This is a genomic window from Acaryochloris sp. 'Moss Beach' (assembly GCF_021497025.1).
GTDB classification, from domain to species: Bacteria; Cyanobacteriota; Cyanobacteriia; order Thermosynechococcales; family Thermosynechococcaceae; genus Acaryochloris; species Acaryochloris marina_A.
The window spans coordinates 5,104,189-5,131,148 of sequence record NZ_CP071717.1; the positions used below are offsets into that span (position 1 = coordinate 5,104,189).

At 46.8% G+C, this 26,960-nt stretch carries 23 protein-coding genes and 1 pseudogene; 15 read left to right on the plus strand and 9 right to left on the minus strand.

What is annotated here, in order from left to right:
* The first annotated feature begins 6 nt into the window (after positions 1-6).
* From pgeF to HRE53_RS24085, 3 genes are read left to right on the plus strand one after another with little or no spacing between them, the layout of a single operon-like run.
* Positions 7-822, plus strand: a complete 816-nt coding sequence (pgeF, locus tag HRE53_RS24075) for a peptidoglycan editing factor PgeF (RefSeq protein WP_235108247.1) — start codon at positions 7-9, stop codon at positions 820-822.
* Complete coding sequence (locus HRE53_RS24080; protein WP_235108248.1) at positions 798-1,295, plus strand: hypothetical protein; 498 nt, start codon at positions 798-800, stop codon at positions 1,293-1,295. The genes pgeF and HRE53_RS24080 overlap by 25 nt, the downstream gene beginning before the upstream one ends.
* A 39-nt stretch (positions 1,296-1,334) precedes the next feature.
* The gene (locus HRE53_RS24085; RefSeq protein WP_235108249.1) at positions 1,335-2,201 is read left to right on the plus strand and encodes a hypothetical protein; all 867 of its coding nucleotides are present in this window, start codon (positions 1,335-1,337) and stop codon (positions 2,199-2,201) included.
* 3 nt (positions 2,202-2,204) lie between these two features.
* On the opposite strand, the gene HRE53_RS24090 is transcribed toward HRE53_RS24085, so the two are convergent.
* The 3 genes from HRE53_RS24090 to HRE53_RS24100 form a co-directional block, all read right to left on the minus strand.
* A complete protein-coding gene (locus HRE53_RS24090; protein WP_235108250.1) occupies positions 2,205-2,429 on the minus strand; it encodes a hypothetical protein in 225 nt (74 codons plus the stop codon).
* A gap of 7 nt (positions 2,430-2,436) precedes the next feature.
* Complete coding sequence (locus HRE53_RS24095; protein ID WP_235108251.1) at positions 2,437-4,209, minus strand: DUF5942 domain-containing protein; 1,773 nt, start codon at positions 4,207-4,209, stop codon at positions 2,437-2,439.
* 186 nt (positions 4,210-4,395) lie between these two features.
* Positions 4,396-5,316, minus strand: a complete 921-nt coding sequence (locus HRE53_RS24100; protein ID WP_235108252.1) for a LysR family transcriptional regulator — start codon at positions 5,314-5,316, stop codon at positions 4,396-4,398.
* A gap of 138 nt (positions 5,317-5,454) precedes the next feature.
* On the opposite strand from HRE53_RS24100, the gene HRE53_RS24105 reads away from it, so the two are divergent.
* The 3 genes from HRE53_RS24105 (at position 5,455) to HRE53_RS24115 (ending at position 9,008) form a co-directional block, all read left to right on the plus strand.
* Positions 5,455-6,162, plus strand: coding sequence for a pirin family protein (locus HRE53_RS24105; protein WP_235108253.1), 708 nt, complete (start codon positions 5,455-5,457; stop codon positions 6,160-6,162).
* Positions 6,163-6,526: 364 nt separating this feature from the next.
* Complete coding sequence (locus HRE53_RS24110; RefSeq protein WP_212665613.1) at positions 6,527-7,075, plus strand: heme NO-binding domain-containing protein; 549 nt, start codon at positions 6,527-6,529, stop codon at positions 7,073-7,075.
* Positions 7,047-9,008 (plus strand): ATP-binding protein, encoded by a 1,962-nt coding sequence (locus HRE53_RS24115; RefSeq protein ID WP_235108254.1) that lies wholly within the window; start codon positions 7,047-7,049, stop codon positions 9,006-9,008. The genes HRE53_RS24110 and HRE53_RS24115 overlap by 29 nt, the downstream gene beginning before the upstream one ends.
* Positions 9,009-9,081: 73 nt before the next feature.
* On the opposite strand, the gene HRE53_RS24120 is transcribed toward HRE53_RS24115, so the two are convergent.
* On the minus strand, positions 9,082-9,483 hold the full coding sequence (locus HRE53_RS24120) for a universal stress protein (protein ID WP_212665615.1): 402 nt from the start codon (positions 9,481-9,483) through the stop codon (positions 9,082-9,084).
* A gap of 185 nt (positions 9,484-9,668) precedes the next feature.
* Here HRE53_RS24120 and HRE53_RS24125 point away from each other — a divergent pair, with 185 nt between their 5' ends.
* Positions 9,669-10,874, plus strand: a complete 1,206-nt coding sequence (locus HRE53_RS24125) for a phosphoglycerate kinase (RefSeq protein WP_212665616.1) — start codon at positions 9,669-9,671, stop codon at positions 10,872-10,874.
* A gap of 82 nt (positions 10,875-10,956) precedes the next feature.
* Here the strand turns inward: HRE53_RS24125 and HRE53_RS24130 are convergent, their stop codons facing one another.
* The 3 genes from HRE53_RS24130 to hisS all read right to left on the minus strand — a co-directional run bounded on the left by HRE53_RS24130 (position 10,957) and on the right by hisS (position 13,646).
* Positions 10,957-11,178, minus strand: coding sequence for a hypothetical protein (locus HRE53_RS24130; RefSeq protein WP_212665617.1), 222 nt, complete (start codon positions 11,176-11,178; stop codon positions 10,957-10,959).
* 21 nt (positions 11,179-11,199) lie between these two features.
* Positions 11,200-12,237 carry a hypothetical protein gene (locus tag HRE53_RS24135; RefSeq protein ID WP_235108255.1) on the minus strand — a complete coding sequence of 346 codons (1,038 nt, stop codon included), beginning with the start codon at positions 12,235-12,237 and terminating at the stop codon, positions 11,200-11,202.
* 116 nt (positions 12,238-12,353) lie between these two features.
* Positions 12,354-13,646 (minus strand): histidine--tRNA ligase, encoded by a 1,293-nt coding sequence (hisS, locus tag HRE53_RS24140; protein WP_235108256.1) that lies wholly within the window; start codon positions 13,644-13,646, stop codon positions 12,354-12,356.
* Between the two features lie 210 nt (positions 13,647-13,856).
* On the opposite strand from hisS, the gene HRE53_RS24145 reads away from it, so the two are divergent.
* Positions 13,857-14,141, plus strand: a complete 285-nt coding sequence (locus tag HRE53_RS24145; RefSeq protein ID WP_212665620.1) for a DUF2470 domain-containing protein — start codon at positions 13,857-13,859, stop codon at positions 14,139-14,141.
* 26 nt (positions 14,142-14,167) lie between these two features.
* Here the strand turns inward: HRE53_RS24145 and HRE53_RS24150 are convergent, their stop codons facing one another.
* The gene (locus HRE53_RS24150; protein WP_235108257.1) at positions 14,168-15,526 is read right to left on the minus strand and encodes an O-antigen ligase; all 1,359 of its coding nucleotides are present in this window, start codon (positions 15,524-15,526) and stop codon (positions 14,168-14,170) included.
* 111 nt (positions 15,527-15,637) lie between these two features.
* Between HRE53_RS24150 and HRE53_RS24155 the strand changes: the two genes are divergently transcribed.
* The 7 genes and pseudogenes from HRE53_RS24155 to HRE53_RS24185 all read left to right on the plus strand — a co-directional run bounded on the left by HRE53_RS24155 (position 15,638) and on the right by HRE53_RS24185 (position 23,514).
* Entirely contained in the window at positions 15,638-17,254 is a 1,617-nt protein-coding gene (locus tag HRE53_RS24155; RefSeq protein ID WP_235108258.1) for a hypothetical protein, read from the plus strand.
* A 200-nt stretch (positions 17,255-17,454) separates the two neighbouring features.
* Positions 17,455-18,909, plus strand: coding sequence for an efflux RND transporter periplasmic adaptor subunit (locus HRE53_RS24160; RefSeq protein ID WP_235108259.1), 1,455 nt, complete (start codon positions 17,455-17,457; stop codon positions 18,907-18,909).
* Positions 18,910-18,911: 2 nt separating this feature from the next.
* On the plus strand, positions 18,912-20,129 hold the full coding sequence (locus HRE53_RS24165) for an ABC transporter permease (RefSeq protein ID WP_212665624.1): 1,218 nt from the start codon (positions 18,912-18,914) through the stop codon (positions 20,127-20,129).
* Between the two features lie 15 nt (positions 20,130-20,144).
* On the plus strand, positions 20,145-20,903 hold the full coding sequence (locus HRE53_RS24170) for an ABC transporter ATP-binding protein (protein ID WP_212665625.1): 759 nt from the start codon (positions 20,145-20,147) through the stop codon (positions 20,901-20,903).
* Positions 20,904-20,985: 82 nt separating this feature from the next.
* Positions 20,986-21,807: an endonuclease VIII gene (nei, locus tag HRE53_RS24175; protein WP_235108260.1), complete on the plus strand. Its 822-nt coding sequence runs from the start codon at positions 20,986-20,988 to the stop codon at positions 21,805-21,807.
* 413 nt (positions 21,808-22,220) lie between these two features.
* Positions 22,221-23,049 (plus strand): annotated as a pseudogene (locus HRE53_RS24180) (IS5 family transposase).
* 72 nt (positions 23,050-23,121) lie between these two features.
* Positions 23,122-23,514: a hypothetical protein gene (locus tag HRE53_RS24185; protein WP_235108261.1), complete on the plus strand. Its 393-nt coding sequence runs from the start codon at positions 23,122-23,124 to the stop codon at positions 23,512-23,514.
* Between the two features lie 675 nt (positions 23,515-24,189).
* Here HRE53_RS24185 and HRE53_RS24190 read toward each other — a convergent pair.
* On the minus strand, positions 24,190-26,832 hold the full coding sequence (locus HRE53_RS24190) for an EAL domain-containing protein (protein ID WP_235108262.1): 2,643 nt from the start codon (positions 26,830-26,832) through the stop codon (positions 24,190-24,192).
* Positions 26,833-26,960 lie beyond the last annotated feature (128 nt).

The window sequence follows — 26,960 nt, forward strand, 5'->3', positions numbered from 1 at the left end:
CCCCCCATGCATACCTGGAATTGGCGTACCTGTGAGGGTCGCTCTTACTTAACATGTAGTTTGCTGGAGCCTTGGCCCCATGGCTTTTTCACCCGAGAATTTTGGCCTAGGCCCCCGGCTGAGTTAGCCCCGATACTAAACGCAGATGCTCAAACCTTTCGTGTTAAACAGGTGCATGGCAATGCAGTCTTAAACCCCACGGAAGTTCAAGCCTATTGGGACCAGTTGCCGTCTCAGGCTGCTGAAACAGATGAAGTGGTATCAGAATTCCCTCCTGCGGATGGCCTGATCAGCCAGAATAAAAACCAGGCTGTTTGGGTTTGTACGGCCGACTGCACCCCCGTATTGATTGCGGATACTCGCTTGGGTCATGTTGCGGCTGTCCATGCCGGATGGCGGGGAACGGCTGCCAAGATTGTGCCCATGGCCCTGACTCGTCTGCAAGAACAGGGGAGTCAGCTCAAAGATATTCGAGTGGCAATGGGACCTGCGATCGCAGGTGAGATGTATCAAGTCGATACGGAGGTTGCCGCTCAAGTCGGTAGTACCGTCGTCGACCCCCATCTTTCTGAGCAGTCTGCTGAAGTTATTGCTGAGCATCTCTTACAAGTTGAACACTCCCCCCTGATCGCTGATTCAGAGGCGGGACGAGTGCGATTAGATGTGCGGCGGGTGAATGCCATGCAGTTAGAGCAGATGGGGGTGCTGCCAGACCAAGTTGCGATCGCACCCCATTGCACCTATCAAGACCCCGATAAATTCTTTTCCTATCGGCGAGAACATCGGAAACAAGTTCAGTGGACGGGTATTGTCAGTTGCTAGCAGCAGAAGACCCAGCCTGGTCCTATGTATCTGGGAAATTGCAATCAGGATATGGTGTCGCTTCTGGACGAGCAGTGGACTCTCCTTATCCAGAGGGAACGATTGTGCTACAAATGCCTCATTTCCAAAAATTAGGATTAGACCTATCCCCCTATTATCCTGGCACCCTGAATATCTCTATTGCTCCAGCTCAGTTTCAGATGATTCAGCCTCAATGGACGTTTCCTCTGGTGCATTGGTATCCAGCATCTTGTCCTGAAACCTTTTCCTTTTCTCCCTGTCGAGTAAAGTATGGCGACCATCGTGCTGCGGGACTGATTTATTATCCCCACCCTGAAACAAAACCGGATCATTTTCAGAATCCATCGATCATTGAAATATTAGCTCCCCTTATCCCCCGGATGGAGATGGGGGTTGCAGTTACCTTGGGGGTACTGTCACAGCAGGTTGAAATCTTTGAACCTGAACTGTGAATGTTAGGGAGAGATGGAGCAGGAAGAAATTCAATGAAGATGCGACGTTCTTTTTGGACTGATCGTCCCCGCCATGTCAGCAAGCAAGAGTACAATCGCTATTCATTCATGGTGTTTGGAACGGTTGTCACTGGCGGGCTAGGGGCAATATTTTTGATCGGTAGTGTGTTAGGGATTACGACCTGGCAAGCGGATAAGCTGGCTAAATTACCAGAAAAGTCGATTTCTGAAGCTCTGCATTATAGAGGTGATCCCACCCCACCTTTCAAAATCTCTGGTTTCCTATGGGCCTCAGATCCTATTGTCATGCCTGATGATCCTGAGCTGAAGGTACTGAAGGGAGAACTCCAGGTTTCAGCTGAGTTTAGTGGCTCGGAAGTGGTGGCCGATGAAGTGCTATATGAGTGGCAGGATCAGGTAGATTCAGTGGTGTTATCTGCAGATAACACCCTTCAAGCATCAACCCAAACAATTTTGGTCAATTCTGATTTAGCTCAGTTGCCAGTAGAAAGGGATTTTAACGCTCGCGCTCAATTGCAATATGATGGCTCTTCGCGGACTGCTCGCCCTATTGCTATTGAGTATCAAGATCAAACTTTTCCCTTGGCTGATCTGCCCGCGACCCGCTCTGTCAAACCTAGGGTATTGCGTCAGTATATCCCTAATGGAGCAAAGGTTACCCTGATTGCAAGTGTTGGATCAGGGCCAGTAAGCCAACTGGTTGCCCCTCATGGCCAGAAACTCCAAATTCTCCGAGGGAGTGAAGCAGAAATCCGTAAGACAGGAGCCTCACAACGCTTGATGTTTGGGTTAATTAGCTTTGTTTTACTAGGGAGTAGTTATTTTCTAGGGAACATGACTGCTCGTATACGATACAGCTTTGTGGTTCGCTCGAATCAACCTTAGGGGTCAAGAACTTAGAATCTCAAAGTTTTGGATGTCCAAGACTGGGCCAATCATTGCCACCGTCATAATGTCATCTCGAATATTACCCGTTACTTTCACCGCCAGCCCCTCTTGCTGTAATTCGGTGGGGGGTTCAAAGAGCTCGTAGGTGGTCTCGCTGGCTGCTAGAGCCCATACCCCTAGACCAAAACTTTGAAAGGTGATGGTTCCTTGTGCTTCTATAGACATGCTGATTTTATGCGGAACGAGTGGCGGATTTGGATGCTAGATAAACTAACGCTAAACAGAGCAAAGCATTGATGGCTAAAAATCCCTGGGCAACGGCTGTGCTGCCTAACCAGACGACTTGGGGGGCCATAAACGCACTGACGCCTAGACAGGCTGTCATTCCCACTGAACCGCCAAGGGCTAACCACTTGAGTTGAGGATGGCTCAGGAAGAGGACAATCAGTGCTAAAGCCATCAAAACATTAGCCGTTAAAGGGTTTAATGCATGGGTGTCCTGAATCGCACTGCCCAATTCTGGCAAGGAGCTTCCCACAACGCGAAGGGGCCAATGGGGAAGATCCACGAGATGAAAACAGCGGAGGATAAATAAGCCAGTGCTGCCCAAAATTAGCCCTAACCCCATTGGCCAATTCCAAGGTAAGCGGAATAGGGAGGCGAGCACGGCAGCAACTGCTAGCATAAGCAGCTTATAGCCCCAGTTGACGGCTCTGGCGTTGAACCAGAAGCGTGGTCCTAAGAATAAGCCATTACGCAGCCATCCCATAAAGCCATTAAACCCAAAACTTTTTTGAGCGGCTAAGCTGACGGCCTTGCTAGCGTCTAATTTACCCGTACCAAAGTAGTTGGAGGCATCATCTTTGACAGCAGCTGCAGACTGCTTGAGGACTTGTTCGACTTGATCAGGATTTTGGACCCCAATGGATCGAATTAAGGCAGCGACACCAGCCACATGGGGGGCAGCCATGCTGGTTCCTTGGAAGGCGGCAAAGATGGAAGAGCCATCTCGGGGATTGATGGTATTTTGCAGAATACCGCCCAAGCCATTATTGTCTCTGAGGGAGCCCCCAGGGGCTGAAATATCGACCCCGGCACCGTAATTGGAGTAAGGTGCTTTCTGGCCTTCAGCATCCAGGGCAGAGACGCCAATGACATGGGGATAACGGGCCGGAAATTCCACGGCACTTCTGGCCGCATTACCCGCAGCGGCCACAATCACTACACCTTTTTTATGGGCATATTCAATGGCTTCTCGCATCAGTTCACTTTCACCCCCCCCGCCCAGGCTCATATTGATGACGTCGGCTCCGTTGTCAGCTGCAAAGCGAATGGATTCCGCAATATCCGCTACAGTGCCCGAACCACCCCGACTTAAAACTTTTAAGGGCATTAGCTGAGCTTCATAAGCGATACCCGCGACGCCAAAGTTATTATTGGTGGATTGCGCGATGGTGCCTGCTACATGGGTGCCATGGCCATTATCATCGGTCGCATTGGCCCGATCGTTGACAAAGTCATAGCCAGGTACAAGGCGAGTCCGCTTTAAATCAGCAACGGGAGCGATACCTGTATCAATCACGGCAACGGTTGTGCCTCGCCCCCGACTAGCTTGCCAGGCTGCCTCCATGTTGATGCTTTTGAGGTTCCACTGCTGATCAAAATCTGGATCGTTGGGACTGAACGAAGTCTGGTAAGCATAGTTGGGTTCAACAAATTCGGTAAATTCGCTAATACCAGATTTTTTAACCGCGTTGAGGAGCTGTTGATCTCCCTTGGCAATGAACACATGGTCATTTAAGGAGAACTGACTGTTATAGGTCAATTTAGTTTGGAATTGCTCTGATAAAGAATTGACCTGCCTTTCAATCTCTGCCGTGGTGAGAGATTCTTTGAAGTCAAATACTAGGGAATCATATTGTCCCTGAGCAGATAGCCCTTGGAAATTTGAGATCGCCCAACTGAAACCCGCTATAAACAGTAGCAGCAGCAGCCATTTTTTCATGTCAAATCCTTAGCAAATGAGTTGCTTGTACAACGGTTCAGATGGTCTTACGTATTCCTTGTCTATCGATAGACTGGATGGCCTGGTGCTAGTCAGCGGGATAACAATTGAGACTTCTGATTGAGAACGAAGTCAGATCAATAATCCGAAATTTCAGTTATTTCGAGTGGTTCTAGTTTTCCCATTTTAGTTCTTGCCTGTCTCATCGACCAGTTGTGGCTCTTGGCCAAGTTGTGATTGTAAGAACTCAGTGAACAACTGCACCTTGGCAGAAAGATGCTTGCTCACGGGATATAGGATATGAACTGCGATCTCAGGACTTGCATAATTTGATAGAACCACTTGCAAGCGATCAGCTTTCAAATCTTCTCCCACCAGAAAGTGGGGTAAAAGTGCAATCCCCAACCCTTTGAGAGCTGCCTGTCGTAGCACTTCGCCATTATTCGAACAGACAGTCCCTTGGACTCGAATCGACTGGGTTTGATTTGGCCCCTTGAGTTCCCACTGATTGAGGGGGGCTGAGTAGCCATAGTGCAAGCAAGAATGGTTCTTGAGTTGATCGGGATTTCCAGGAATACCCTGTTGCTCAAGATAAGCGGGAGCAGCACATAGCACTCTGGGGGCAGGACAAAGGGTGTGAATGATTAAGCTACTAGTTGTTGGCTGTGCAGAAATGCGAATGCTAATGTCGAATCCTTCTTCGATCGGGTCAATAAATCGATCATTCAGGACTAATTCCACCTTTAAGTCTGGATGTTGAGTTAAGAAGTCAGGGAGAATTGGGGCCAAGTACTTTGTGCCAAAAGACATAGGGGCATTGACCCTTAGGGTTCCTTTGGGCTGGGTTTGGTATTGGGTAATGGCTTCTTCTGCCTCTGCCACTTCTGCCAGGATGGCTCGACAACGCTCATAAAAAGCCAGACCAGTTTTTGTGGGTGTCACTTTGCGAGTGGTGCGCTGTAAGAGCTGGATCCCTAAACTGTCCTCTAGGTTAATCACCAGTTTATTGACTTGCGATCGTGACAGTCCCATTTTTCGAGAAGCTGCTGCAAAGCCACTGGCATCAACCACTTGGGTGAAAGCATGCATACTGTCGAATTTATTCATATTATTGTCAACAAATAAGAGACAATGTGTCAATAAAATATCATATTGTCATTTTATTGAGCTTAGTTGATGATAGACATATCACCGACTGGAATCGGTGATTTACCCTTCACTTCTAAAAATGAGAGGTCGACTTCAATGATCGATATTCGTCGAGGTCAAGAAAGAGGATCTGCAGACTTAGAGTGGCTCAAGAGCTATCACACTTTTTCCTTTGGCCAGTACTACGATCCTCGCCATATGAGCTTTGGACCCTTGCGAGTGATCAATGAAGATTTCATCCAGCCGGGGCAGGGGTTTGGAACCCATAGCCACAAAAATATGGAAATTATTACCTATGTGTTAAAGGGAGCTCTAGAGCATAAAGATAGTCTGGGAAATGGCTCCATCGTTAAACCTGGAGATGTTCAGAGAATGACAGCTGGCACAGGGATTCAACATAGCGAATATAATCCTTCCCTCTCTGAGCCGGTTCACCTATTGCAAATCTGGATAGTCCCTGATGCTGAAGGTTTAGAGCCTGGATATGAACAAGTTCATTTATCTATAGATCAACAAAGAAATCACTTACACCTGTTGGGTTCTAGAAACAGTCAGCAGGGAGTGGTCACCATTCATCAAAAAGTGGATTTATATGGGGCCCAGCTCAGCCAGCAAGGATCGGTTGTCCATCCGTTGTCAGCGCACCGAATCGCTTGGCTGCACGTTGCCAAAGGTGTAATTCAGCTTAATGAGAAGCATGATCTAATGGCGGGAGATGCTGCTGCCATTTCAGATCTCCATGAGATTAAAGTTCATGGACAGTCTGAAGACGCTGAAATCTTGTTATTCGACATGGTGGCCTAGAGTAGCAGTAGGTAGCTTGTCGTCCTGATTCGAGTGATCCATTCCAATATATAGATGACTCGGTACTAAATCTAATAAAAATGTGGTCAGAGAAATAGCCAAAGTCATTTAATTTTTTAGCGATCGAGATTTATTTCCTAAAGTAGGCAACCTATTTCTACAGCTAAGTTGAGAACATCGGCTTGTCTCTTCCCTGCTCAAAAAAAATGCAATAGTTTGAATGAAGTTAGGATGATTTCCTGAATAAAACCTATTGTTTTGGACCCAATTTTTAGTTCTTGATTATATTAGAGGGAATAGTTGTAGGCAAATCTCTTCTATAAGATTAATTTGCTGAAAAAATAAATGAGTGGGGGGATGCTGTATGTATGGCTTAGTGAATAAGGCCATTCAGGAAATGGTTTGTGACCATTTTGGTGAGGAGGCTTGGGAAGCGATAAGAGAGCTTTCAGAAACTAAATCTGAGAATTTTATTAGCTTAGAGAGTTATCCTGACGATTTGACCCATCGTTTGGTCAAGTCTGCCAGTCAAGTACTGGGAATATCTGCAGCTGAGATCATGGAAGACTTTGGGAAATATTGGGTTAAGTTTACAGGGCAAGAAGGTTATGGCGAAATGATGAACCTGGCGGGTGATGATTTGCCAGAATTTTTGGGTAATCTTGATGACTTGCATAGTCGGCTTGGGGTAATTTTCCCCAAAATGCAACCGCCTTCCTTTCAATGTAGTGATCAGGAGAAGCAGACCTTAAACTTGCATTACTATTCCCATCGCAAGGGAATGGCTCCAATGGTATCAGGATTGGTGGAAGGACTAGGGGAACGATTTGATACAGAAGTAGAAGTAACCCAAGTCCAAGATCGAGAGCAGGGAGCTGATCACGATGTGTTCTCAGTCACCTACCAGCCCTAGTCATCAGACAATTTCCCTGAGCCATAGCTTACCGCCAGAGCAATTTGCCACCGCCTTTCCATTCCATTTCGTTCTAAATTCTGATTTAGAGATTATTCAAGCTGGAGACTCTCTTCAGCATTTACTCCCTAAGATTTGTGGGAGTCAGTTTGGACAGCAATTTGCTATTCAAAGACCCCCTTTGTCACCTGACTTTGCAAGTCTCAGCGAACCTTGCCGTTCATTGCTGATTTTGGATTGCCTTGCCATCAACATGCAGTTGCAAGGGCAAATGATGTATGTTTCTGAGACTAATTTAATTTTCTTCCTGGGGTCTCTCTGGGTAACAGAAATCCATGAACTCAAACCTCTTGGATTACGGTTAAATCATTTTGCTGTTCATGATCGGGTCTCAGATTTTCTATTTCTTCTACAGGCAAAAAATACAGCTTTAAATGAAGCTCATAAGTTAGCAGATGAACGGGCTCAAAAGTTGGTGGCGGCTAAGGAGATGGCTGAAACTGCTAACTTAGCTAAAAGCACCTTTCTTGCCAATATGAGCCATGAATTGAGAACTCCTCTGAATGCAATTTTGGGGTTTTCGCAATTATTGAGTCGGGATTCAACCTTGACTGCTGCTCATCTTCATAAACTAAGTATTATCAATAATAGTGGTGAACATCTTCTAGCTCTGCTTAACGATATTTTAGAAATGTCGAAAATTGAGGCTGGACAGATCACCCTAGATCCAACTAATTTTAACCTTCATCACTTTTTGGAAGGGCTATATAATTTATTTCAACAGAAGGTCTCCTCTAAAAAGATCACCTTAAAGTTTCAGTTTTCTAAAACTGTTCCTCAATATATTCAGGCTGACATCAAAAAGCTTCGGCAGGTGCTGATTAATTTACTGGGGAATGCCATTAAATTTACGGATGAAGGTCAGGTTGATCTAAAAGTATCAAGTCGCATTTATATTAATGATTCTTACTCTGTAAATGTTCAGGAGCCTACCTGTTTATTAACCTTCTCAGTAGAGGATACAGGGCCTGGTGTATCAGAAGAGGATCAAGAGAAAATTTTTCATCCTTTTTACCAAACTGAGTATGGGAAACAGTCCCATCAAGGTGTACATGGAACAGGCTTAGGATTGTCAATTAGCCGTCAATTTGTCAATTTAATGGGGGGGGAATTATCCGTATCAAGTCAGCTTCATGAGGGAGCAACCTTTTCTTTTTCTATTCCCGTCAAGGTGAGTACTGCCAGTGCATTGGTACCTACCCTTGAACAGCGCGTTCTCCAGGTTCACCCTCATCAACCGATATTTCGTATCTTGGTGGTGGAAGATCATGCGGATAATCGATGCTTGTTAGTCACATTGCTAGCAACCATTGGTTTTTTGGTGAAATCTGCACAAAATGGCCAAGAGGCGTTGGAAGTCTGCCAAGAGTGGCGCCCGCATTTGGTTTGGATGGATATTAAGATGCCTTTGATGGATGGTCTTGAGGCAACTCAAAGGATTAGGGCAATGCCTCAAATCCCACAGCCAGTGATTATTGCTTTGACGGCCAATGCCTTTGATGAGGATAAAGAACGAGCGCTGACTTGTGGATGTGATGATTTTCTCCATAAACCCTGTAATGAGACGATTATTTTAGAGAAAATGACACAGCATTTGGGGGTGAAGTATTTGTATGAAGAATTGACTCCTCCGTTAACCCATTGTGACTCTCTGTCCCTGCCTAAACGGAACGATCTGAAGGCGCAGTTACTTGAAGTGATGTCTCAGTCATGGCTGACTCAACTGCAGAGCAGAGCCATTAGTTTAGATACGGATGGAATTTTTGACTTGCTAGAAGATATTTCACCTGAATATGAACATCTAAAAAATCTGTTGGCCTCTCTGGCCAATAATTATCGATGTGATGTAATCCTCGAGTTGACCCAGCAATAAGCGAGATAGGTCATTTGAGTTTGTGTTGAGCAGCAGGCAGCAAAGAGCCATCCATGGAGAGGGAAGGCTGTACCTAAGGAATAACCATGACAGGGCAAGGGGCTAAATTGATGACTCGATTACTGACGCTTTCTGATGCTCCTTCTTCAGTAAGGCCAACGCCTCGGCAGCCCATAACTATTAAATCTGCATTGATCTCATCGGCATAATCACAAATGCAGAAGGCAGGTCTTCCTGCCTGTTTTATGATTTCGGCGGCAATACCCCAGTCTGAAAAAGCGATTTTTGCATTTTGGAGAAGTTGGTCAATCGCTTGGTTGGCAGGGGTATCGTTTTCGGGAGCGTTCTCGGCATCTGGTTGCACTGACAGGATGACGAGTTTGCTATTGCAGAATTTAACGATTTCGGCCACCTTCTCAGCAGCATCCTGAGAAGCTCGACTTTGATCAATTGGAAACAAAATCGTCTTAAACATGAAGCTCTACTCCAGGGTACGGACTCCGGTAAAATATGGACGGCACGGAATCAGTTCACATTAACAACCAACCCGACCGACGAGTTTGGGTATAGATTTATCCCAACCATCATCATGCCAATACCCCATGCGCTCTGCTATGGGGGGTAATAAAACGCAATAGACGCTTTTAGGAGATTTTTACTGTGTCCAAGAAAACAATAGCCAATTTAACATCGGCAGATTTATCTGGTAAACGAGTTTTGGTGCGTGCCGATTTCAATGTGCCCTTGGATGGCGAGGGCAAAATTACAGACGATACCCGCATTCGAGCTGCTCTTCCTACGATTCAAGACCTAACGTCTAAAGGCGCTAAGGTGATTCTTGCTAGCCACTTTGGGCGTCCTAAGGGACAAGTCAATGAGTCCATGCGCCTGACACCTGTTGCGGCTCGTTTGTCTGAATTGCTAGGTCAATCGGTCACTAAATGTGATGACTGCATTGGAGATGAGGTAGCAGCAAAAATAGGTGCATTACAGAATGGACAAGTAGCCCTGCTGGAAAATGTCCGTTTTCATGCGGGTGAAGAAGCCAATGATCCTGAGTTTGCTCGCCAGCTCGCTGCTGTGGCTGATCTGTACGTCAATGATGCGTTTGGTACTGCACACCGAGCTCATGCCTCTACGGAAGGGGTCACTCATCACCTGAGCCCTTCTGTGGCTGGCTACTTGATTGAGAAAGAACTGAAATACCTACAGGCTGCAATTGAGAGCCCTCAGCGTCCTTTGGCGGCCATTGTGGGTGGCTCAAAAGTCTCCAGCAAAATTGGTGTGATTGAAACCTTATTAGACAAGGTAGACAAACTACTGATTGGCGGCGGTATGATTTTCACGTTTTATAAGGCTCGTGGTTTAGCTGTTGGTAAGTCTTTGGTTGAAGAAGACAAGCTGGAGTTAGCTCGTACTTTAGAGATTAAGGCTAAAGAGAAGGGAGTCGCACTATTGCTGCCCACCGATGTTGTGGTTGCAGATAACTTTGCGGCTGATGCCAATGCTCAGACTGTGAGTATTAGTGATATTCCTGATGGCTGGATGGGCTTAGATATTGGTCCCAATTCTGTGAAGGAGTTTCAGGCGGCACTTTCCGACTGCAAAACTGTGATTTGGAATGGACCGATGGGTGTGTTTGAATTCGATAAATTTGCAGCAGGAACCGATGCTGTTGCCCATAGTTTGGCTGCGATCACCGAGACGGGTGCTGACACCATTATTGGTGGGGGTGACTCGGTTGCGGCAGTTGAAAAAGTAGGTGTGGCTGAAAAAATGAGCCATATCTCTACGGGTGGTGGTGCAAGCCTAGAGCTTTTAGAAGGTAAAGTTTTACCTGGAATTGCTGCACTTGATGAGGCTTAAGACATTCGTCTAAAGCTATAAAATTCAACGAGAAAGGGGTGCTCATCTGAGCACCCCTTTCTCGTGCCGGGTCGATGAATTTTTATTGGGGAGTGAGGGTGTTTTTAGTGGCTGCAGGCTCTATTTGAGAAGATTGTGATTTAGGCATCCAAGGCAAGCCTGCTAAGGTCGATTCGTTTGATAAAACCGACAATAAGGCTCCCCCTAATAGGAGGATTGGAAAGGGCAAAGCCAGGTGTTGGAGCCACTCAAACCCTCTAGCTAAAGCCAAGAGTGTTAGAAAGCTAATGAGCCAAATACGCATATTCAGTCCTTATTGAGGTCTTTAGGATGCCCCTTTTGAGGCAATTGGGACCAAGGCTTTACTTCCAGATTGTGTTTCTTTTTTCGGTATGACGGAAGTACTGTTGCCGGAATTTACAGTATTTTGCGTGGATAATTGATTCAATGTTTCTAAGAATCGCTCCTGTAACTCAAGAGAATCAAAGTCCACATCAATTGCTTTACCGTAGGTATCGATCTTGCTCCAGTGAAGGCGGCCTAAAGCAACTGATAGTTCTGAATAAGAGAGATCTTTCCACTGATTAAGGTGAGGAAATACGGGGAGTTGGGGGAGTGGAATGTTGTCAGATTCTGGTGTGAAGAGTTCAGGAGGGAGAATGAATCCTGGTGAAATCTGGAGACGAATGGGTGTAACATCCTTGGGAATCTTAGGGAGTTGCGGGACCGTGGATTCTTGCGGGTTGTTTGGGGTTGGATGTGACTGCACATTTAAGTTGTGATCAGCCATGGCTGGCTCGAAGATATCGAGAAGATCGGGGGATACAAAATCTAATTCTCTTTCAGGAATAGAAAAGCTTTCTTCGGACGGGGCGATGTTATTCCAGGCTGTTTCAGATTTGATATTTGCGGCCTGCAAGGGTGCCAGTAGATCCGCTTGCTGCACATAAGGTTCTTGACAGGCCACAGACTGGCTTAGGAATTCCCAGTCTTGGTCAAGATCAGTTTCTTGTTCTAGGACTTGGAGTTGCACACAGTGACGATCTATCTCTGCGTTGCCTCTTTGCTCGTCTTCGTTGGCTGCGCAACTGATGATCCAACGACCATGTTGGAGGAAGGTTGGCGGTAAGACTTCGATGCGCCCTTGAGAATCTGTGCGTAGGAGTTGATGGTGGACCACTTCTTGCCACAAACCATCTTCAACATACTGATGATGGATATGTACCTGGATGGGGCAGTCTGCTTCACTAGTTTGGGCGATGAGTTGATATCTGCCGACTAATATTTCAACACTTAGGGATTCCAGTGGAAGCCACGCAAAATCACCTTCTTTCTGAATCAGAAATTCTATGTCCACTGTCATCTTTGTTTACGTCCTACTCCACACAGCCACAGTTCAGAGATCCATATTTTCTAGGTATTGTCAAGGGACTCCAACATGGAGCACAGTGTAACTGATCTTGTTGGGAAATGGGAGTTTTAGGTGGAGGAATTCGCTTTGGCTGCGTTCAATTTATTTTGGAGTTGGGATGTTAGATCGCTGAGATCAGCCTGAGCTATGGATTCTTGTTCTCCAGAGGCTAGCCACTTGAGTTGCACGGTGCGATCGCAAGCTTCCGTATCGCCTAAAATTAAGCAGGCTATGGCACCACTCCGATTAGCCCGTTTGAGTTGTTTGCCAAAGGCACTGCCACTTAGATCCATCTCTACGGAAAAGCCGTTTTTTCTCAAATTCTGGCAAATTAGTAAGGCTTGTGCTTCTGCTTCTGGTCCCCGGGCCACGCAGTAAAAGTCTAAAGATTGATTTAATGCAATCTCAGCGTTTTGTAGGAGCATAATGAGCCGTTCCATTCCGATCGCCCACCCCACTGCAGGGGTTTCGGGTCCTCCTAATTCAGAAACGAGGCCATCGTATCGGCCTCCGCCACAGACGGTGGCTTGACTGCCTAACCCATCGAGTTCAAACTCGAACGCAGTGTGGGTGTAATAATCTAGTCCTCTCACAAGGGAAGGAGTCAGCTGGTAGTCAATACCAAGATCAGTGAGTAGCTGTTGCACCTGGTCAAAATGTTTTTTGGAGTCTGGCCCCAAGTAATTCAAAATACTAGGGGCTGATTGAGCAATATGTTGGGTTTGGGGATCTTTGCTGTCAAGGATGCGAAGCGGATTGCGCTTAAGGCGATCTTGGGAGTCGGTATCGAGGTCATCTTTGTAGTCGTTGAGATAGTTGACCAAGGCTTCTCGGTAGCGTTGACGATCTTCTGTGGTACCCAGGGAGTTAAGGGATAACTTCCATTCTGAGACTCCTAAAGCGTTGAGGAGTTGGGAGGCGATGGCGATAACTTCTGCATCTGCTCTGGCATCTGTGCTGCCCAGACACTCAAGACCAATCTGATGGAATTGACGTTGTCGACCTGCTTGAGGTCTTTCGTAGCGAAACATGGGGCCGATATACCAAAGACGCTGAACGCCCCCTTGGGCATGAAGTTTGTTCTCGATAAACGACCGTACGGCTCCAGCAGTCCCTTCAGGGCGCAACGTTATTGAACGATCGCCTCGATCTTTGAAGGTGTACATTTCCTTGCCCACCACGTCTGTGGCTTCGCCAATGCCGCGTTCAAATAGATTAGTCTGCTCAAAGATAGGGGTACGCAGCTCTCGATAAGCCGCCTGATGCAGGAGCTGACGGGCTGTAGCTTCGACATGCTGCCAATAGATCACCTCGTCCGGCAGAATGTCCCGTGTCCCTCGTGAAACTTGAATGAATCCCATGAAAAAATATCCTTATGGCCTTGACCCCGGTGCCTATTATCTCCGATTGCCTCAGTTCTGCCTCAGATTTATTGGAGGTTGAAAAGGAATAAGGATTGTACCTAAGATTTAATAGGTGCAAGATAAGATGAACTTGACCTAGGCAATGGCTTGAAAGACTTACTCCAAGCTATTTGTTATTACACCTATTTATTGTGACAAATAAATCCTATGGCTGATACCTTTACCCCCGAAATTAGCGATCGCATCTGCAAGCACATGAACGAAGACCATGCCGATGCCGTTTTACTTTATGCCAAAGTCTATGGAAAGGTAACCGAGGCGGAAGCTGCTCAGATTCTGAAAGTAGATTCAGAAGGGATGGACTTATCCGTAAATGCGGGGGCCCAAGACTCTACCATCCGTATTGCCTTTGATCATGTGCTACAAGATTCCGAAGATGCTCATCAGACGATGATTACTATGGTGAAAACAGCCCGTACCCAAATGACCTAAAGCGAGGGGCTATGTGTTGAGGAACATTAGGTAGCGATTTTCTTGCTGCCTGCCCGTCGTGGACGTTTCATGTTGATTTTCTGGACTGCTAAACCGGATAGTCCACCTGCTGCTAATGCAAACACAGGATTGATCATGGCATTCACAAGACAATCTAGCCCATACATAATCAGGGCGACTGACAAGGCTGCGACCGGGGCAGCTGCAGGGTGAGTCCAGTTGGAGACAGGAATTCGTCTGGCTAACGTGAGGACGGGCAAAATTAAGGCGGTCATTAAACTCACTAATCCTACTAAGCCATGATTGCCAAAGGCGATAATCCATAAGCTATCGGTCACGGATACATCTTGGCCTTGGTCATTATAAATTCGGGCTCTGCCCCAACCTCCCCAGCCAAAAATGGGTCTAATCCGAGCTTTGGCAGAAAGAGTTTGCTCGTTCTCAAGGCGAAAGCTAAGAGAAGCCGCTCTGTCGGGTCCGGTGATTTGACTTGTCGTAGCAACGAGTTGGCGAGTATAGGTTGGTGTTAACAAACCCGTTGAACTGATGGCTAAATATCCCGCCATCAGTAGAGCTAGCAGCCAAATGGCAATGCTAGAGCGAGACCAGGTAACGGTAAACAGGATAACGAGGCTGATCAGTAACAGAGCATAGGCCCCGGTGGACCGCAGCAGAACAAACGTTACTCCAAGGGCCAACACGCACCAAATTATGGGAATATCCCCCAGACGAGTCAGGGTCCCCGCTCGCCATAGCCAAATGGCCATTAAGGTGGCGCTCATCATCCAAACCCCCAGCATTAGCCCATGCTCCATAAATACCGTGGGCCTAAAACCCCCTAGACGAAAAGTCTGCTCGAAAGAATGGGCATGGTAGCCGTAAATCCAGCGGTGCAGTTGGGGACTAAGCCGAATCTCCAGCAAGCAAAGGGGAACGTACAGGATGCCACCGATAATAATGCCAGTAGCCAACTGTCTGAGCCCGCTTAAATTTCCTAGGTATAGTCGCCCCAAAAAATAGGGAAACCCCCAAGTCACCGTTTGGCCTAGGGCTTGGGCAAGGCCATCGTATAGCCCTAAATCATTGGTTAAAGACGAGGCGATGGGACAGAGGCACCAGATCGCCATGGGGATATCTATCCAGCTGAATTTGAAGAGCTGGAACCGCTTGGCATCGAAGATAATGGTGGCGAGTAGAATGCCATAGCAAGTTGCCGACATCTTAGTGAGATCGGGCAGACCCACCAAGGGAAAACTGGCTTGGGGAAGAAATAGCCAAGCCCCAATAAAGCTGATCACTAAAGCCCGCTGCACCGGAAGCTGGCTGAATAAATAAAGGACCAACGGAATCCAACCAAACATCACGAGAAAAACAAGGAAGTTCATAAGCTGGGCCAGGGTGAGATCGCTAAGCTAGAAGATGGAATTAACAGCAGGATAATGGATTAGATATTTCGATTACAACGGAGTATTGATGTCATTGGAGTGAGACGAACCGTGCCTCGACGACGCAATCCTTTTCGGTACCTTCGCGAATGGGTTTTAGTTCTACTCTTTATCGCGATGTTTGCGTTATGTGTGGTGGGATTTAATCAGCCTTCTTCTCCTCCTACCCAGGCTACCCAGACAGCTTCTGAACCACAACTTGGGATGAATTTAGGGGAAGTGGTAAGTTACACCAGCCAATGGCCGTTTGTGGATGCATTTAAGCTGTCTCGCCCTTGGTTCTCTGGGCGCGAAGGGGCTGCTTTTGATGAGGGAGGCCCCTTGCAGCTCACCTCTGAAGGTTGGGTTGCGGCCTTAGAACCTAAGCATTTTGCCGAGACCGTGATCTTTGACAATGGCAAAGGTCACTACCCGGCTGGGAAATATACTCTGCTGTATGACGGAGAAGGGGAGATTAGCTTTAACTTTGGTAGTGCCACCATTGCCAGTCAGCAGTCTGGACGGATGGTACTGGATGTAACGCCAATGAAGACGGGCATTTGGCTGAAAATCAGTCGGACAAATCCCCAAAATCCGATTCGGAATATTCGCTTGATTCTGCCGGGTTTTGAATATGCTTATCAGCAACGCCCCTTTCATCCATTGTTTCTAGAGCGGCTGCAGCCCTTCAAAACATTGCGGTTTATGGATTGGATGGAAACGAATGGCTCTGATATTCAGGAATGGGGCGATCGGCCCCAAGTGTCGGATGTGACCCAAGCAGCTGGCAAGGGGGTGGCCTTGGAATATCTGATCGATTTGGCCAATACCCTGCAAGCGAATCCTTGGTTTACCTTGCCTCACAAAGCTTCGGATGATTATGTTCGTCAATTCGCGACGATGGTGCGTGATCGGTTAGATCCTGGGCTCAAGGTGTATGTGGAGTATTCCAACGAGGTGTGGAATAGCGCTCCCGACTTTAATCAACATCAGTATGCTCAGGCTCAGGGGTTAGGGTTGAAGCTGGCGGAGGATCCCTATCAAGCCAGCTTGCACTACTACTCCCAAAGATCCGTCGAGATTTTCAAACTTTGGGAATCGGTATTTGGCAATCGTGATCGCCTGGTGAGGGTACTAGCATCTCAGTATGTGAATCCTTGGACTGCAGAGCAGGTGCTGACTTGGAAAGATGCCTATAAATCCGCAGATGCCTATGCCATTGCCCCCTATTTCAGTGGGGAATGGGATTATCTGGAAAACTTACCGCAACTTCTGAACAGCTCTGAAGCCGAAATTTGGCAAAAGATGGAGGTGGAAATTAAATCCTATGGGCCGTTTATGCGGGAGAACTATAGCCGTATTCGAGACGAGTTTGGGTTGGAATTAATTGCCTATGAAGGGGGACAGCATTTAACCAGTGCTGCCTTTAGCGAAGAGCATGAAAAGAAGATTACTCAACTGTTTACCTCCCTCAACCGCCATCCTCGAATGGCAACGCTGTATCAGCTGTATCTCAATCAATGGCAAGAGGCGGGTGGGGGATTGCTCTGTCATTTTGTAGATGTTTCACCCTATACCCGCTTTGGCAGTTGGGGAGCGCTGGAATATCAGAACCAACCTTTAGAAACCGCACCAAAATATCAGGCATTGGTGGACTTTATAGAGCAAGGTTCGCCTCAACAAAAATAAAGCTGACTTTATGTTGGCTTTTCTTCTATTTGGGGCTTTGTTCAAGTTTAATCAGGAAGCTGTCTAGATTTATGGGGGGCTGGGGAACCCTGCAGGGAAGGCTAATCGTCTCTAAGTCTAAGGGCTGAGTTTTAGAACTAAGACGGCAAGCGAGATGAATCCTCGCTAGAATGAGAAAAGGTTACGAAATATTAAGCAACGTGTATATCGAACTTCCTGTAGTTGGCAAAGTCAAGAAACCTAAGGTGTGGGTGATTGGCCTTGTAAGCGCCATTGTCTTGTTGGGGGCAGTCGGGGCTAGATCTTTTGTCAATCGGTCTTCGGATAAACCCACCCTAGAAGACTTGACGGTCGAGGTGGAGTCCAAAGATGTCACCCTCCGGATTGACGCTAGCGGTAGTATTACACCGGCCAAAAGTGTCAACTTAAGTCCAAAGCAAGCAGGCGTTTTGGCAAAGCTGCTGGTAGAGCAAGGAGATGAGGTTGAGAAAGGGCAGGTGATTGCCCGCATGGATACTCGTGATTTAGAAGGTCAATTAATTCAAGCGAATGCCTCTGTTGCTCAGGCAAAGGCGCGGCTGTCGGAGTTGCAGGCAGGTAACCGCCCGGAAGAAATTCAACAGGCTAGGGCTCGTTTAATCCGAGCGGAGGCCCAACTGGCCCAAATCGCGGGAGGTAATCAACTGGAAACCATTGCCCAGGTCCAAAGCCAAGTGGAGTCAGCAAAAGCCCGTTTGAGGTTGGCCTTGACTCGTCTGAATAGTTTTGAACAGCTTTATAAAGCAGGGGCAGAAACCCGCGATCGCAGAGATGAAGCGCAAGCAGAAGCAGATACCGCCCGTGCCAACTTGAGAGAAGTGCAAAGACGTCTGCAAATTTTACGGCAAGGGTCTCAACCTGCAGAGGTCCTAAGGGCTAAGGCTGATGTGGCGGAAGCTCGTCAGGCCTATCAACTGATGCAAAAAGGCAGTCGCCCCGAAGTGGTTCTGCAAGCAAAGGCAGCAGTAGCCGAGGCCCAAGGCCGTCAACGGGTGGTCATGACCCAGGTTAACGATACGATTATTCGGGCCCCCTTCGGAGGCATCATTACCCAGAAATTTGCGACGGAAGGGGCCTTTGTAACGCCCACAACTACCGCATCGAGCACTTCGTCGGCTACGTCGACTTCTATCGTGGCCTTAGCTCAAAAACTAGAGGTGTTGGCCACTGTTCCTGAAATCGATATTGGTAAGATTCGACCGGGGCAGATGGTTGAAATTCAGGCGGATGCTTTCCCCGATCAGGTATTTAAGGGGCGCGTTCGGTTAGTGTCTCCAGAGGCGATTGAAGAGCAAAATGTGACTTCCTTCCAGGTCAGGGTAAACATTACTTCTGGGCAAGACAAGTTGCGGTCGGGAATGAATACAGATTTAACGTTCTTGGGTGACACTGTCGCGGACAGCATGGTTCTGCCAACCGGTTTGATTGCCACAAAAGATGGAAAAACAGGAGTCTATATTCCTGATGAAGATGGAAAGCCTAAGTTTCAGCCTGTAACGACAGGTTCGTCTATCAAGAATCAAACTCAGATTCTGGAGGGTGTAACCCCCGGTCAAAAAGTTTTTGAAACTTTCCCGGAAGGCCAAAAACCTGAAGATTTGAAAGAGGAAGAGTAACAGTGGATATCCTCGAAAGCGTAAAAATGGCTTCAGCGACTTTGGTCGCCAACCGCTTGCGCAGTAGCTTGACGATGCTAGGAATGATTATTGGTAATGCGTCTGTCATTGCCATGATTGCCGTTGGGCAAGGGGCCCAAAAGTATGCCTCAGGACAGTTTGAGTCCCTAGGACCCAACATTCTATTTATCGTTCCTGGAACTGATAAAGCCCGGCGGCAGACCTTTGAGGTACCGAAGACTCTGGTGTGGGCCGATGCCAAAGCCATTAAAGAAGCTGTATCTGCTGTTCAAGCTGTTATCCCTCAACTTCAGAATCAGTTGACCACTATCTATCAAGGATCGAATACAACGGCTTTGGTGATGGGGACAACAGATGACTATCCGATTGTGCGGAACCATGATGTGGCCAAAGGTCGATTCCTCAGCTCGCAAGACATCCAGCGAGGCAAGTTGGTGGCAGTGTTAGGCACTGACCTGGCCAAGCGATTGGTGGGGTCTGAAAATCCTATTGGCAAGCGAATTCGGATTAAAAACCTCAATTTTGAAGTGATTGGCCTGATGGAAGAGAAAGGCTCTTTCCTCGGGAGTAGTCAAGATGATGTGATATTCATCCCCATTTCGACAATGGCAAATCGGGTGGTGGGATCTACATCCCCCTTTGGGACTGAGCTAACGTTTATCTCCGTCTCGGCTAAAGATGAAGCGAGTATCCCATCGGCAGAGTTTCAGATTCGTAATTTGTTGCGCATACGCCACAAAATTATTAACGAAGATGACTTTACGGTTCGGACTCAAAAACAGGCTTTGGAAATCATTGGCAATATCAGCGGAGCCTTGACGATCATGTTGGCGGCGATCGCCAGTATCTCTCTGCTGGTGGGCGGCATTGGCATTATGAATATCATGCTGGTATCTGTGACAGAGCGTATTCAAGAAATTGGTCTACGCAAAGCTATTGGGGCCTCCCAATCTGATATTTTGGTCCAATTTATGATTGAGGCTATTATCCTGTCCGCTGTAGGCGGCATGATTGGTACTTTTGTGGGCGTGGGTGGCACGGTGATGGTAGGCAGTCTCACCCCTTTGGAAACAGGTATTTCCGTTCCGGCTGTGATGTTGGCTGTTGGTGTCTCGGGTGGCATCGGGCTGTTCTTCGGGGTCGTCCCTGCTCGACGGGCAGCTCAACTCGATCCAATTGTGGCCCTTCGCAGTGCTTAAGGGAAGGATAAGACTATGACAACCACACAGCCGAAAGCTCAATCCCTGACGGAAGAGAACCCAGAACAGGCCATTATTCGCCTAGAGCAAATTACTAAGTTTTATGGTGAGGGAGAAACGGAAGTCCGAGCCTTAGATGGTGTGAACCTGGTGATCAACCCTGGTGAATACTGCTCGATTATGGGGGCATCTGGATCCGGTAAATCCACCATGATGAATATGATTGGCTGTTTGGATAGACCTACTTCAGGACAGTATTTTTTGGATGGAGTGGATGTCGCTCAACTTACGGATACTGAATTAGCCCTGGTGCGCAACCGCAAGATTGGGTTTGTCTTTCAGCAGTTTCATTTGCTGAGTCAGGTCAGTGCTCTAGAGAATGTAATGTTGCCGATGGTCTACGCCAATGTGCCCGTAAAAGAGAGACGAGAGCGGGGTAAGGCAGCTTTAGAACAAGTCGGTTTAGGCGATCGGATTCGCAATAAACCCACTCAACTTTCTGGTGGACAACAACAGCGGGTAGCGATTGCTCGGGCTATTGTCAATGAGCCTGTTTTATTGCTGGCGGATGAGCCTACGGGGGCTTTGGACACCAAAACGACGAATGAAATTCTGGACATCTTCTCAACCTTAAATGCAAGCGGCATGACGGTGGTGATGGTAACCCATGAGCCAGAAGTAGCGAAGACAACGCAGCGAGTCGTTTGGTTTCGAGACGGCCAAGTGGTTCATTCCCATCTCGACCCAGAAGAACTTCATACCACGGCTTTCTGAAGCTGATTCGAATGTCGTTCCAAATGATACGGATACGGTATTGTTCTATTCTTTGGGGATAGTATTCCCTTCTGTAGACTCCATGCCCGAAGGACCTGAAATTAAGCGAGCTGCAGATCGTATTGCGGGTGCGATCTCAAACCAACCCCTCCAAGAAGTCTGGTTCGCCTTCTCCCACCTAAAAAAATACGAAGCTCAATTAGGTGCAAGTCAAATTAAACAGGTAGAAACTCAGGGCAAAGGCTTGCTGCTGCATTTTGACTGTGGTCTTAGCATCTATAGCCATAACCAGCTCTACGGTATGTGGATGGTCCGAAAAGCCTATAGCTACCCCCAAACAAAGCGACAATTACGGCTGGCTTTGCATTGCGATCGCAAATCCGCTCTCCTTTACAGCGCTTCAGATATTGATGTCTTGGATGCGGCTGGGATTCAGGTCCATTCCTTTCTAAGTCGGATTGGGCCAGATGTCCTCAGTTCTAAGACGACCGTCGATCAGGTGCAAGAGAGACTGAGTTGCGATCGCTTTCGCCGTCGCCGCCTCACAACCTTATTCCTCGACCAGCATTTCCTGGCAGGGCTGGGGAATTACCTTAGAAGCGAAATCTTGTTTGTTGCCAGGGTTCATCCCTCCCTAAGACCTGTAGATTGTACCGATGAGCAGTTGGAGAAACTGGCAGAAACAGCCCTAGCTTTGCCTAAGCAGTCCTATGAAACCGGAGGCATCACCAACGATATTGCCTGGGCCGCTAAATTGAAATCCCAGGGATTTGCGCGGCGTGTGTATCGTCATTGGGTTTTTGCCAGAGCAGGGCAGCTCTGTTGGGTCTGTGCTACCCCAATTGTCAAAGATGCTCAAGGTGGGCGTCGGTACTATTACTGCCCCCAATGCCAGGAAGAATGAGTATGAGTCAGGGACTATCTCAGCAAGAGATAGGATTGCTCAAAAGGGGGGATTGAACCTTGCATAATTTGAGACTTCAAACTCTATGGAAAGTTGTGATCGAGTACAAAGGAGCTTTGTGATTTAACGCAAAACCCTCGATCTTCTATTTGCAGAGAATATTAGTAGAGCCTCACTTGTCGCGTAATGCGTGCAGAAGGTTGAAACATGCAAAAACAACTAGATCCAATCAAACTATCTTTTTTCCGTCAATTGATACCCCATCGGCAGATAGCGTTGACTCTTTCCACTCCCATAGAGCAGGCCTACCAACGATTAGATGAAGCTTTCGCTGGTGATATTAGACCTCTTGCATAATTGAATTTGCGATATGGTAATGAGCCTGATGTTCTACCTATTCAGTGCCATATCCGATGAAATACGAAATAGCCCAAGAGCTGAGTGCAAAGGACTTTAAGCGACGAACTGGAGTCTACAAGCAAACCTTCAAGCGGATGCTCGATGCATGGCACACCTATCACCTGGGTCACTCCAATGGAGGGCTACCAATAGTTGTGCCGTCCGGATCAACTATTGGTAGCCCTCCAGTATTGGCGAGAATATCGGACCTATTTCCACATTGCTGGAGATTGGGAGGTTTCCGAATCAACCGTTTGCCGTATTGTCCAGCAGGTCGAGACCGTCCTGATGAACTCAGGACTCTTCCGCTTACCTGGCAAAAAGCTCTTACTACAGGGGTTTGAGCGACCCGATGTCGTCGTAATTGATGTGACTGAAACGCCTATTGAGCGTCCGAAAAAAGGACAAAGAGCGTATTATTCAGGAAAAAAAAGAAACATACTCTCAAATGCCAGGTTCTCGCTGACCGCAACACTTTAGAGATTATCTGTCTTAACTTTGGCAAAGGTCGTCGGCATGATTTTCAGATATTTAAGATATCAGACGTCCATATTCATCCAGACACCGAGAGTCTTCAAGATAGCGGATATCAGGGGATGGCAGCGTATCACTCCAATAGCTATGTTCCTCTCAAAAAGCCCAAACAGGGAGAACTGACTCCCCCTAGAGCGAGAGTATAACCATACTTTGAGTCAAGAGCGGATTCGCATTGAGCACATCAATCGCAGCCTGAAGATTTTTAGAATTCTGTCTGAGCGTTATCGCAATCGTCGTCGTCGCTACTCTCTGCGGTGTAACTTGATTGCAGCCATCTATAACTATGAGCTATCTTTGGCAGCTTAAAGGATGCAAACTAGCAATAGCACATCGTCAAATGAATATTGCAAGAGGTCTATTAGTTTGGGTGGTAGTTTTGTGCAATGGCCTCAACATTATTTGGAACAAATTCCCCGACATTATTGGGGACATATTAACGGCAACCAGTTTGTATTGCATGGTCCAGAGGCTTACCGTCAGTTTTGTTTTCGGACACGGGGTTTCTTTGCTATCCAGGGAGAACAACTTGTCCTTGAGCTATGGGTTCAATTGAGCCGTCGCGATGTTTTTGGTCTGTTATACGTCCTGGCTTTTGTATTCGGCTTTCTGTTCTTCGTAGTCCAGGAGGTTGGAGTTGTATTTATCCCTTTCCCGCTATTTTTTCTGGGCTTTATCTACTTAGCAGTTCAGTGGCATTTATCTTATTATGCTGCTGAAATAAGCAAATTGGTTGCGGATATTGTCAATGGCACTCTGTTAAATTTTGACTGAAAGCCTGACAGATGATTGGAGTTGTGAAAGCGTCGAACTCAAATCTAAAAAAGCCTGGAAAACTATAAATTTAGTTTACTGTTAGTTAGATATGAAGGTACAAAACAATTCGTGTAAGCAGAGTTTTTTGAGTCGATTCTTGCCTCATTCTCGATGGATTTTGATAAGTTCGACGCCAGGATCACAAGCATATAAAAATCTTGAAGAATTTCTGGCTAGAGAAATTGTCATTAAGAAAAAAAATCACTCGACGACATCATCAGAGTATTCGCTTAACGGGAACCTATGTTTCTCAAAGTAGTTATAGAGGACAGCTAGATAGAAACAAACTCACTTTGTATGGACCTCGATCTTATCGCCGGTTTGATTTTTGTACTCAAGGTTTGTTATTCAAGGCAGGAAATAAATTGGTTCTGCATTTATTGATTGATTCACTAACATGGGTAGCTGGTATATATCTGATTTCTTCAGGTTTTTTTTCTATATAGTATTGTTTGTGGTGAACTTCCTTTTTACTACCTTGCATTCCTAGGAGTCTTGTATCTCAGCTTTCAGCATGATTTCTCTCATGCGGAACGTCAAATCCCTCAACTCCTTGAAGATATTTTGAATGGCACATTATCTAATGAAGTTGAGGTTCATGAATGAGTAAACTGTATCTAATTGTCTCGAACCTTAGACTGTTGTAGCGGGGATAGCTGGTATATGAGGTTGTTGCTGATTGGTTAAGATTGATTCCACTGCACCTTTTTTAAGTGGGCGTGAGAATAAATAACCTTGGGCAAATTCACAACCCATTTCTTGTAAATACTCTTGTTGGGTTTTAGTCTCGACACCTTCTGCCACCACTTTCATATTCAGGTTTTGACCCAGATTGACGATCGTCCGTACAATAGCGAGCCCATTGTCTTGATCCATCCGGGAAACAAAAGAATAGTCCACTTTTAAGACATCAAGAGGAAAGGCATACAGGTAACTGAGGGAGGAATATCCTGTTCCGAAGTCGTCAATCGCCAGATGAATACCCAGCTTTTTCAGATTGTTTAATTGTTCTGAAATATTAGGTGCATTACTCAGAATGACTCCCTCAGTGATCTCCAGCTTTAGGTGATGGGGCTTCATACCCGTTTCTTGAATGATGGCAGTGACTTTCTCACAAAAGGTGGATTGCAAAAATTGATGGGCTGAAATATTGACGTTGATGGTTAGCTCAGCTGAACTAGGATAGGATTTCAGCCAATGGGCCATCTGCTGACAGGCTTCAGTTAGCACCCACCAATCAATGGAGACCATCAGCCCCGCATCCTCTGCCACGGGGATAAACTCTGAGGGTGGAATTAACCCTCTCTTAGGATGAGCCCACCTCAATAAAGCTTCAAACCCTACGATGTTTTCAGTGCTGAGATCGACAATGGGTTGATAGACCAAGTGCAGCTCATTATTGCTAATGGCTCGTTGTAAATCAGTCTCCAATTGCAGTTGGCTGTTGACTTGGGCTCGCATACCTGAAGAAAAAATCTCGAAACAGTTTTTACCCTGTTTCTTTGCGCGGTACATGGCAGTATCCGCGTCTTGCAACAGTTCTTCTGGCGCTTGGTAGTCTGGACTGGAGATAGTTATGCCAATGCTAGCGCTGGTATAAACTTCATGCTCCTCTAAGGAGATCTTGGCTTTGAGGGCTCGTAAGATTCTTTGAGCAACGTGAATTGCTTCATCTGCATCTTCAACTGTGTCCAGAAGAATAGCAAACTCATCACCGCCAAAGCGTGCAATGGTATCTTGCTTGCGAAGACATTGCTGTAGTCGTTGGGCAACTTCGATGAGCAGATGGTCTCCAACCCCATGGCCCAAGCTGTCGTTAATAATTTTGAATCGGTCTAAGTCGAGAAAAAGAACAGCAAACAACCGAGACTGATGATGTTCGGTCATGCGAAAGGCATGGGTCAATCGCTCCATGAACAGGACCCGGTTGGGTAACTGGGTCATTTCATCATGCTGAGCTTTGAATTCTAGCTGGGCTCTGGTGGAGTAATAGGCTGTGACGTCAGTTTGAGAACCAGCAATTCGAAAGGCTTGCCCCTGTTCATTGCGGAGGGCTAGGCCGCGACCTCTAAACCATAGGTATTCCCCATTGTTGTGGAGGATTCTATATTCACATTCAAATTGGGGTGTATCACCTCTCAAGTGAGCCGATAGATCCTCCGTCACTCGGTCTTGATCCTGGGAATGGATGCGTCCAAACCATTCGTCAGGGCTGTCACCAATTTCTCCTTCAGCGAAGCCCAGCATACTTTTCCAACGATCAGAGAAGTAAATCGTGTTGGCATGTAAGTCCCAGTCCCACAGACCGTCGTTAGCCCCCTTGGCTGCGGCTGCATAGCGTGCTTCGCTCAATCTCAGCTGCTGTTCTGTGCGGCGATGTTGCGTAATGTCTATGAGGTAACTACGGATCAGACCACTCTGAAGAATGCAGTAGATGGCTTGTTCGTAAATCGAACTGCCAATTTCCATTTCTCGGACAACGTATTCAGATTGTTCCTGGACTAGCTTCTCGTATAAGCCATCTGTAAGGGGGTGACGTTTAATGGTTCGTAATTCTGGAAATTTGTTGGAAGCAGCGGGATTGATATAGGTAATGTTGCCGTCCAAATCTGTCTCAATGATGGGCAAAGGTGTCAGTTCTGGAAACGAAGACAGCCGCACAAAAGCTGCATCACCAGAATGTTTTTGGACGAGACTTTCTTGAATGGCTTGGGGGTTGCCTAGGGTCGCTTTATGGAAAAGGGTTGACCCCGGTGCAAGATTTGGTCTAGGTAAAGGAATGGGTAAGGATTGAACCTTGTTTTCTTCTATATCAATCCTAGGATCAGTGAGGCTAGACGTAGAAACATAAGTAGCATGGATATGTTCGCCAAAAGAGACTACATCATGATCCTGTAAATCATGAATAAAGGATCGTTTACCATTCACCCACAATCCATTTTGGCTGCGTTTCCCGTTTAGATCGCCATCAATGATCCGAAAAGTGTGTTGTTTGGTATTGACATCGCAGATCCTTAACAAAAAAGCGTGATTGCGGGATATCGTTTGGTCATCTAACACGATGGCATTCGCTTTGTGGCGTCCAATCGTATAAGTGGCGTCTTCTAGAGAAATCAGCTGTTTCTTCTGATCGATCTCAATCGCAAGAATATGGTACGTTTGCCGGTTCGGATGAATAAGAGCTTCAATATTCCTTGCAGTTGATGCAACTTTATTGTCCTTGCGGCTAAACGCAATGGTGTATTCCTCTTCAGGGGAATTTGGGGAGTGCAGCATAGGAATGTTCGATGCTCTATTGAGTCGGAGGATTGCAAAAATGCAATTTATTGGACCCAAAGATTGGTCTCACTTCCTGTTTAGTGTTCCCATGCCGCCCAGGATTGGAGCAGCTAGAAGACGGATCC